This window comes from Cryobacterium sp. Sr8 (assembly GCF_004403225.1).
Lineage (GTDB): Bacteria > Actinomycetota > Actinomycetes > Actinomycetales > Microbacteriaceae > Cryobacterium > Cryobacterium psychrotolerans.
Genome location: NZ_SOHO01000007.1, coordinates 1 through 1,167 on the forward strand (window position 1 = coordinate 1; position 1,167 = coordinate 1,167).

Consider the following 1,167-nt stretch of genomic DNA (forward strand, 5'->3'; position numbering starts at 1 on the left):
CCTGCACCTCGTTCTGGAAACGGCGGGCCGCCCCGCCGTCGTTGGTGAAGATCGCCGTGCCGTTGCCGTACTGGCTGCTGTTGATCAGGTCGAGGCCCTCGGTGTACGTGGCGACGCGGACCACCGAGAGCACCGGGCCGAAGATCTCATCCTGGTACACGGCCGAGTCGGTACCGACCTTGTCGAACAGGGTCGGGCCGAGCCAAAAACCGGATGCGTCCCCATCGACCTCGATGCCGCGACCGTCGACGACGACCTCGGCCCCGTCCGCGGCCGCAACGTCGATATACGAGGCGACCTTGTCGCGGTGCACCTTCGTGATCAGCGGGCCCATGTCGCAGCCGCGCATACCGTCGCCGACCTTGAGGCCCTTCATCCGCTCGGTGATCTTCGCGATCAGCTCATCCGCGACGGGCTCGACGGCCACGACCACGCTGATCGCCATGCACCGCTCACCGGCCGAGCCGAACCCGGCGTTGACCGCCGCGTCCGCAGCGAGGTCCAGGTCCGCGTCCGGCAGCACCAGCATGTGGTTCTTCGCCCCGCCGAGGGCCTGCACCCGCTTGCCGTGGAGCGCAGCGGTCTCGTAGATGTACTTCGCGATCGGGGTCGACCCGACGAACGAAATCGCCTGCACGGCCGGGTTCACCAGCAACGCGTCGACGGCCTCCTTGTCGCCGTGCACGACGTTCAAAACACCATCGGGCAGGCCCGCCTCGGTGAACAGGGCGGCCATCCAATTCGACGCCGACGGGTCCTTCTCGCTGGGCTTGAGCACGACCGTGTTCCCGGCCGCGATCGCAATCGGGAAGTACCACAACGGCACCATCGCCGGGAAATTGAACGGACTGATGATGCCCACCACACCGAGGGCCTGCTTGAGCGTATACACGTCAACACCCGTCGACACGTTCTCCGAGTAATCGCCCTTCATCAGGTGCGGCATCCCGAGCGCGAACTCGACGACCTCCAGCCCCCTCGTGATCTCGCCGAGCGCATCCGCGCTCACCTTGCCGTGCTCGGCGGTGAGGATGTCGGCCAGCTCGCCCTTACGGGCATTGAGCAGCTCACGGAAACTGAACATGATGCTCTGGCGCTTGGCCTGCGAGGTGTCACGCCAGGCCGGGAAAGCGGCCAGGGCCGACGCAATCGCGACGTCGACGTCGG

At 66.5% G+C, this 1,167-nt stretch carries 1 protein-coding gene; it reads right to left on the reverse strand.

Annotated features, from left to right (window positions below):
- A partial coding sequence (gene mmsA / locus E3T54_RS00605) for a CoA-acylating methylmalonate-semialdehyde dehydrogenase (protein ID WP_134474127.1) occupies positions 1-1,167 on the reverse strand: 1,167 nt, incomplete at both ends.